This window comes from Phormidium pseudopriestleyi FRX01, from assembly GCF_017313335.1.
GTDB classification, from domain to species: Bacteria; Cyanobacteriota; Cyanobacteriia; order Cyanobacteriales; family Laspinemataceae; genus Laspinema; species Laspinema pseudopriestleyi.
Genome location: NZ_JAFLQW010000371.1, coordinates 1 through 7777 on the forward strand (window position 1 = coordinate 1; position 7777 = coordinate 7777).

Genomic DNA, 7777 nt, shown 5'->3' on the forward strand with positions numbered 1-7777 from the left:
ATAAAGAAGTAAGCCAAATTGCATCATCTCTTTTCTTTTAGGGATAGTTGTTTTGATGGTCTAGAGGGATACTTGAATGTCCCGCTGTCGCCCTTTGGGGTAGGCAGGAATCCCCCGGCTTTAGACGTGGTACGGTTCAACCCAATGTAAGTCGCGAACGGAAATAGCCAATCCCTAGATAGGGCATCTATGTAAATTAACCTTCTTTCTAATTAATTTTAGAAGGTTTTCAGGCCATTGTTAATTCCGGTCTGACTTGAGCGGTTTTCTTGAGGATGGCCCTAAATCTGTTTGGAACCCCAGGACTTTCTCGGTTCCCTCTGATTTAGTGTTCCTTCCCTTCGGTTTTGAGATGCTTCAGGGCGGCCCCATTAAAAAGGCTTATGCCAGAGGAGTCCATTATGCCTTCAAAGGAAGTTAGGGGTAAGCCTATAGTTATAGGTACGGATTAAAAATCATATAGAAATACCTTTAATATGACAATCCCCGCTCTGAAAAATTGTGCAGCAGCGGCAACAACCCAGATTGCCGGTTCAGATTCAGGGTGAGGAGTGGAAATTAAAGCTGGGATAAAGTCCCTAGGGTTAGAAATAAAGATTTGATATAGATTGCCCCAATCTATCCGCACGACGACTGACAAGGCTTATGTGGCTTGTTATGGTGGGGTAAAGAGGGTTCGGGAAGGTCCTGGAGTCTGTAATGAGATTAAATATTTTATTTTAATTTGGCTCTTTAAGGGAAATATATTTTTAGGAAGCAGATCCGAGCTACTCCTTAGCTCAACTCATGTCAGAAAATTTCTCAGAGTGCAGACTCTCCCACACTAACCGGACGGGCGATCGCCTGGATGGACTAGATGCGGCTTCCCCACTCTCAACAAACTATTATGGAGACTCGAACAATGGCTAACGCACAAGAACTTCTTCATCCGGGGGCAACCGCTGCCTCTTCATCCTCTACGATGGTGGCAGCAACGGAACTCCGCCCTTGGGGTTCGTTTACGGTTTTAGAAGATGCGAAGGGATATAAAATCAAGCGGATTGAAGTCAAACCCGGTCACCGCCTCAGCTTGCAAATGCACCACCACCGTAGCGAACATTGGATCGTGGTTTGCGGGACGGCGCGGGTTGTTTGCGGAGACCAAGAACTGATGCTCACCAGCAATCAGTCTACTTATGTCCCGCAATGCACGAATCATCGTCTGGAAAATCCTGGAGTGATTCCTTTGATTTTGATTGAGGTTCAAAATGGTGAATATTTGGGTGAAGATGATATCGTCCGATTCCAAGATGACTACGCCCGGGCTAAATAATCCTCATCGGCATTGTCAGCGCTTCGGAGTGATCTTCATCCTCATAATAATAATTGCTCTCGTGTCATGGCTGAAGCCGTGACACGAGAGACTTTCGCCTTTTACCCAGGTAAAGGGCGATTTTTTGGTGAAATTAGCAGGCGATCGCAGTAGCATTTAAGTCGCGATCGCGGTAAAATGGCGATCGCCGATCACGACAGCCAATGTCCACCCATTCATGATTCAGCTGAGTAAAGCAGCCGTCACCGAAATTAAACGCATCCAATCCAAACAGTCCAACCCAAATGTCTGGTTTCGTCTCGGGGTTGAAACGGGGGGTTGTGCTGGGTGGTACTATACGATGGCGTTTGACGAACAGTGCAACCCCGATGATCTCATCTGTGAGTGCGATGGCGTTCAAGTGACGGTCGATAGCCGCATCCTCGACTATCTCAACGGCCTGACTTTAGATTACTCGCAGGATTTGATGGGAGGGGGGTTCCGCTTCCATAACCCCAAGGCTGCAAAGACTTGTGGCTGTGGTAACTCCTTCTCGATTGTTGAGTCGCCCACCCCCTAGGGACCCGCTATAGTCAGCCCTTCAATCTTGAGATGGCCCTCGATGGGGATTTTTATCCCCTGCCATTTTGGATTGTTTTTCTGCCCTAAAATTTGACAGGGGACACTAGGGTAAGATATAATTGCAGATTGTTGTCAACTTGATCCTTGAAAACCTGAATACCCCATAACTCATGCCCACAATACAACAACTTATTCGTACCGAACGGCAGAAGATCGAAAAGAAAACCAAATCGCCTGCACTCAAGAGTTGTCCGCAGCGTCGGGGCGTTTGTACGAGAGTTTATACCACCACACCGAAAAAACCGAACTCAGCCCTCAGAAAAGTAGCACGGGTTCGCCTGACCTCTGGATTTGAAGTCACCGCCTACATTCCAGGCATTGGTCATAACCTGCAAGAACACTCCGTCGTGATGATCCGAGGCGGCAGGGTCAAGGATTTACCCGGAGTTCGTTACCACATCATCCGTGGGACCTTAGATACTGCCGGAGTCAAAGACCGCCGTCAAGGGCGTTCTAAATATGGGGCCAAGCGTCCTAAGGCCTAAATAGATTTTAAATGAGGCGCGAAGCCTGAAGCGGAAGATGCAAGGGTCTCCAGTGCAGTTGAAGGGCGATCGCTGATGTGGGGTATCCAAGGTATTGAACCCAAGGATGAACAAGCTTCCCACGGAATGCAGAGAGTCCGCCCCTTAAGTTGATCGACAAAGAAAGATGTACAATCTGATGGCGCTCATCTGGGCAAACGATGGCCTAAAAAAACCCATCGATTCAATTGATTGTCTCAGAATGAGCGATCCCGATAAAGATTCAGGCAGTTCTCATCGGAATCGGTAGGAAAACTTGAGGGAGCAGTCGCCTTGGACGGCTATTAAATAAAGATGCGATCGCCTGACCTATAAAGCATCAGCCAGACCATCAAGCCTGTCCAACCCATCGCGAAACGTCACTTCACAGGGACTAAGCGGACCTCCGAACACTCTAAAGAAAGAAAACCGTTTCCTTCCCACAACAGTGGGGGGATTCAAGCTGAATCGCCTCAGCAACGAATCACAGCTAGTCACGGCTAGTTCCAGTTAGTTCCAGTTAATTACAGTCCTTAGTTTGGGTGAAAAGTTAGTATGTCTCGTCGCACTGGTAGTCAAAAACGTTCTGTTACTCCCGATCCAGTTTATAACAGCCGCTTGGTTGGTATGATGGTGCGGCGTGTAATGAAGAGTGGCAAAAAGTCGGTCGCCTTCAACATTGTTTACAACGCCATGAAAACCATCGAAGAAAGAACCGGCGCAGATGCCCTGGAAGTCTTTGAAAAGGCGGTCAAAAATGTGACTCCCCTGGTGGAAGTCAAAGGCCGACGAGTTGGCGGGGCCACCTATCAAGTCCCGATGGAAGTTCGGTCCGATCGCGGTACAGCTTTAGCATTGCGCTGGATTATTCACTTTTCCAGAACTCGCGCGGGTCGCACGATGGCGATGAAATTGGCGAACGAATTAATGGATGCTGCCAACGAAACGGGCAATGCAATCCGGAAACGGGAAGAAACCCACCGGATGGCAGAAGCCAACAAAGCGTTCGCCCACTATCGTTACTAAAATCGGAATCAGACCCATTGCGGAAAAAAAAGGTGTTCTATGTAAACAAATTTTGCAAAAAATATTAAAATGTAACAGGACCGGGGAAAATCCACAGGAGTATGGCCCATTCGGGTTGACTTCAAAGACCGTGGATTCCTTCTGTCATGTCGAATTGACCCTTTTTCTAGCCCCCTAGATGAAGTGGCAAAGCAGAAGTCAAACTCCTTAAAAAAATAACAGCGAGTGACTTCGCCACCCGAGGAGAATTTTAGGTGTTGTCTTCTCGGGAAGGTAATTCGGTTAAATGACGTTAGCCCGTTTAAGCAAACGGGGGGTCAACGACTTGAATTTAGATCGCGACATTCCAAGCGCGATCGCCAAGCGTCTTAAAAGAAGTAAAACCGCCAAGCGTCTGGTCAAGTAGAATCGAGGATTGTGCCGGAGGCTTGGAAAAGCACCAACACAAGAAAAACGCGGTAGGGCTGGTAGCCAAGCCTTTAGAGGCTAGGTGGAAAGCCCACAAGAGCGGTTTTAACCGCCTACTGCTATAGACTGGAACAGTTGGATGTATCAATGCAGATGGCAATGGTACTGCCAATATCCTTCGCAAAGTAAAGGGAAAGTTCAAACTAGATTTGAGCGGACTTATTAGAGGCACAATGAGCAGCGCCCATCAGAATTAGGCTGTGTTCTAATGCTGTGCAAGAATCCCCGTGTCTTTAGAGACCGGGGAGTGTCAACAAAGTGCGTTTAACGCATCAATCAAAGATAATTGCGGCAACACAAACAAGGAGGTAGCTGTGGCACGTACTGTCCCGCTTGAGAAAGTGCGAAACATAGGAATCGCCGCCCACATCGATGCGGGCAAGACCACAACGACGGAGCGGATTCTGTTTTATTCCGGTGTGGTTCACAAAATCGGTGAGGTGCATGATGGCAACACCGTAACAGACTGGATGGAGCAAGAGCGAGAGCGGGGCATTACCATCACGGCTGCTGCCATCACCACCAGTTGGAAAGAGAACCAGATCAACATTATTGACACCCCCGGTCACGTAGACTTCACCATTGAAGTGGAGCGCTCCATGCGTGTACTCGACGGCGTGATTGCCGTCTTCTGCTCCGTGGGTGGAGTTCAGCCGCAATCGGAAACCGTGTGGCGTCAAGCCGATCGCTATAAAGTGCCGCGCATCGCGTTTATCAACAAGATGGACCGCACTGGGGCGAATTTCTACCGGGTTTACGATCAGATTTGCGATCGGATGCGGACTAACGCCGTGGCGATCCAACTTCCGATCGGCAACGAAGACCAATTCTCGGGCATCATCGACTTGGTGCGGATGAAGGCTCGGATCTACACCAATGATATCGGCACGGATATTCAAGAGTGCGAGATTCCTGATGACATGATCGAAATCTCTCAAAAGTATCGCACCAAGCTGATTGAAGCCGTGGCAGATACCAGTGATGCCTTAACCGAAAAATACCTCGAAGGTGAAGAATTCACCCATGAAGAAATCGTCAAAGGGTTACGGCAGGGAACCATTACAGGTCAGATCGTCCCCACGATCTGCGGTTCAGCCTTCAAAAACAAAGGAGTACAGCTCTTATTAGATGCTGTGGTAGATTATCTACCGGCTCCCATTGACGTGCCACCGATTCAAGGAACTCTGCCGAATGGGGAAGAAATCTTTCGGAGTGCCGATGATAATGCCCCCCTCTCGGCATTGGCCTTCAAAATCATGGCTGATCCCTACGGGCGTCTGACCTTTATTCGGGTCTATTCCGGCGTTCTGGAAAAAGGCAGTTACGTTCTGAACTCCACCAAGGATAAGAAAGAACGGATTTCCCGCTTGATTGTCATGAAAGCTGACGATCGCATTGAAGTGGATGAACTGCGAGCCGGGGAGATCGGTGCAGCGGTGGGTCTGAAAGACACCTTCACTGGCGATACGATTTGCTCCTCGGATAGTCCAGTCATTCTGGAATCCCTGTTCATTCCTGAACCTGTGATCTCCGTGGCAGTGGAACCGAAGACCAAGCAAGACATGGAGAAGCTGTCGAAAGCACTGCAATCCCTGTCCCAAGAAGACCCCACATTCCGGGTGAGCATCGATTCCGAAACGAATCAAACCGTAATTGCCGGGATGGGTGAACTCCACCTCGAAATTCTGGTGGATCGGATGTTGCGTGAGTTTAAGGTAGAAGCGAACGTGGGTGTTCCCCAAGTCGCCTACCGAGAAACGATTCGCAAAGCCGTCAAAGCCGAAGGCAAATTTATTCGCCAAAGTGGTGGTAAAGGTCAGTACGGTCACGTTGTCATCCAACTAGAACCGGGTGATCCGGGTACGGGATTTGAGTTTGTCTCCAAAGTTGTTGGTGGAACCGTACCGAAAGAGTACATTTCCCCCGCAGAACAAGGGATGAAAGAAGCCTGTGAATCTGGGATTCTAGCAGGCTACCCCATGATTGACATCAAGGCCACGTTGGTAGATGGTTCCTACCACGATGTTGACTCCTCGGAAATGGCCTTTAAAATTGCTGGCTCTATGGCAATTAAAGAAGGGGTGATGAAAGCCTCACCCGTTCTGTTAGAGCCTATGATGAAGGTTGAGGTAGAAGTTCCCGAGAACTACCTCGGGGACGTAATGGGCGACCTCAATTCCCGCCGGGGCCAAATCGAAGGAATGGGTTCTGAGCAGGGAATTGCCAAGGTGACTGCTAAAGTTCCATTAGCAGAAATGTTTGGCTATGCCACGGATATCCGGTCTAAAACCCAAGGCCGAGGTATCTTTACGATGGAGTTTAGCCGCTATGAAGAGGTGCCTCGCAACGTGGCTGAACCCATCATCGCCAAGGGTAAAGGGAACGCATAATAGTAGTTCATTGTTGACGGTTCATTGTTCATTGCTTTTTCCCAATGAACAATGAACAATGAACAATGGCCAATGAACGATTGAGAAAGGAACTAGAGAAGACATGGCACGCGCAAAGTTTGAACGGAATAAACCCCACGTTAATATCGGTACGATCGGTCACGTTGACCACGGCAAAACGACCTTAACCGCAGCAATTACTCTGACTCTTGCTGCTCTGGGTCAAGCCAAAGCCAGAAAGTACGATGAAATCGATGCAGCCCCCGAAGAAAAAGAACGGGGGATCACGATTAACACCGCTCACGTGGAATATGAAACGACGGATCGTCACTATGCCCACGTTGATTGCCCCGGTCACGCTGACTATGTGAAAAACATGATTACCGGAGCCGCCCAAATGGATGGCGCGATTCTGGTGGTGTCGGCGGCGGATGGTCCGATGCCTCAGACCCGGGAACACATTCTGTTGGCAAAACAGGTGGGGGTTCCGAATATCGTTGTGTTCTTGAACAAACAAGACCAAGTTGATGACGAAGAACTCCTGGAACTCGTGGAACTCGAAGTTCGCGAACTCCTCACTTCCTACGATTTCCCCGGTGATGATATTCCGATTGTCTCTGGTTCTGGTCTGTTGGCCCTGGAAGCCTTGACCAAAACCCCGGGGCTCAAGAAGGGTGACAATGAGTGGGTTGATAAAATCTACGCCTTGATGGATCAAGTAGATGCTTACATTCCAACTCCGGAACGGGCGATCGATAAGCCTTTCTTGATGGCCGTAGAAGATGTCTTTTCGATTACAGGTCGGGGAACTGTTGCTACGGGTCGGATCGAACGCGGCAAGGTCAAAGTTGGCGAAACCGTGGAATTGGTTGGAATCAAAGACACCCGCAGCACCACGGTGACTGGGGTGGAAATGTTCCAAAAAATCCTAGAAGAAGGTCTGGCTGGAGATAACGTCGGGGTACTGCTCCGGGGGATCCAAAAGGCAGATATCGAGCGCGGGATGGTGATTGCTAAACCCGGTTCGATTACTCCTCACACTCAGTTTGAATCTGAAGTGTATATTCTCAAGAAGGAAGAAGGGGGCCGTCATACGCCGTTCTTCTCTGGCTATCGTCCTCAGTTCTTTGTACGGACGACTGACGTTACCGGAACCATTAAAGCCTTCACTTCAGACGAAGGGGACGAAGTGGAAATGGTGATGCCCGGAGACCGGATCAAGATGACGGTTGAACTGATTAACCCGATCGCCATTGAACAAGGGATGCGCTTCGCCATCCGTGAAGGCGGACGGACCGTCGGCGCGGGTGTGGTCTCTAAAATCCTCGACCAACCCAAGAAGTAAACCGACTTAGGGCGCTCCGCTCCTGCCTTTTAAGGCAGAAGCGTGCTGATTGACGGTAGAGCAGAAAAGCCATCCCAACTTGAGGAGCTTTTCTGCTCTGCTTGTATCTGTC

General features: G+C 49.2%; 7 protein-coding genes. All 7 read left to right on the plus strand.

Annotated elements, in window-relative coordinates; all coding sequences use genetic code 11:
* Positions 1 to 786 precede the first annotated feature (786 nt).
* Positions 787 to 909 carry a hypothetical protein gene (locus J0895_RS26410; RefSeq protein WP_277989843.1) on the plus strand — a complete coding sequence of 41 codons (123 nt, stop codon included), beginning with the start codon at positions 787 to 789 and terminating at the stop codon, positions 907 to 909.
* Positions 910 to 961: 52 nt separating this feature from the next.
* Positions 962 to 1312, plus strand: coding sequence for a cupin domain-containing protein (locus tag J0895_RS13870; RefSeq protein ID WP_242541291.1), 351 nt, complete (start codon positions 962 to 964; stop codon positions 1310 to 1312).
* Between the two features lie 217 nt (positions 1313 to 1529).
* Positions 1530 to 1871, plus strand: coding sequence for a HesB/IscA family protein (locus J0895_RS13875; protein WP_207088670.1), 342 nt, complete (start codon positions 1530 to 1532; stop codon positions 1869 to 1871).
* A 172-nt stretch (positions 1872 to 2043) separates the two neighbouring features.
* Positions 2044 to 2418 (plus strand): 30S ribosomal protein S12, encoded by a 375-nt coding sequence (rpsL, locus tag J0895_RS13880; protein WP_015150333.1) that lies wholly within the window; start codon positions 2044 to 2046, stop codon positions 2416 to 2418.
* Positions 2419 to 2991: 573 nt separating this feature from the next.
* Positions 2992 to 3462 carry a 30S ribosomal protein S7 gene (gene rpsG, locus J0895_RS13885; protein WP_015150334.1) on the plus strand — a complete coding sequence of 157 codons (471 nt, stop codon included), beginning with the start codon at positions 2992 to 2994 and terminating at the stop codon, positions 3460 to 3462.
* A 782-nt stretch (positions 3463 to 4244) separates the two neighbouring features.
* Positions 4245 to 6320 (plus strand): elongation factor G, encoded by a 2076-nt coding sequence (fusA, locus tag J0895_RS13890; RefSeq protein ID WP_207088671.1) that lies wholly within the window; start codon positions 4245 to 4247, stop codon positions 6318 to 6320.
* Positions 6321 to 6423: 103 nt separating this feature from the next.
* Complete coding sequence (tuf, locus tag J0895_RS13895) at positions 6424 to 7665, plus strand: elongation factor Tu (protein ID WP_207088672.1); 1242 nt, start codon at positions 6424 to 6426, stop codon at positions 7663 to 7665.
* The last annotated feature ends 112 nt before the right edge of the window (positions 7666 to 7777 follow it).

What these genes read in the sequence shown, in the direction of transcription:
- J0895_RS26410 (WP_277989843.1), top strand. Translation starts at nt 787, where the DNA reads ATGTCAGAAAATTTCTCAGAGTGCAGACTCTCCCACACTAACCGGACG.
- J0895_RS13870 (WP_242541291.1), top strand. Translation starts at nt 962, where the DNA reads ATGGTGGCAGCAACGGAACTCCGCCCTTGGGGTTCGTTTACGGTTTTA.
- J0895_RS13875 (WP_207088670.1), top strand. Translation starts at nt 1,530, where the DNA reads ATGATTCAGCTGAGTAAAGCAGCCGTCACCGAAATTAAACGCATCCAA.
- rpsL (WP_015150333.1), top strand. Translation starts at nt 2,044, where the DNA reads ATGCCCACAATACAACAACTTATTCGTACCGAACGGCAGAAGATCGAA.
- rpsG (WP_015150334.1), top strand. Translation starts at nt 2,992, where the DNA reads ATGTCTCGTCGCACTGGTAGTCAAAAACGTTCTGTTACTCCCGATCCA.
- tuf (WP_207088672.1), top strand. Translation starts at nt 6,424, where the DNA reads ATGGCACGCGCAAAGTTTGAACGGAATAAACCCCACGTTAATATCGGT.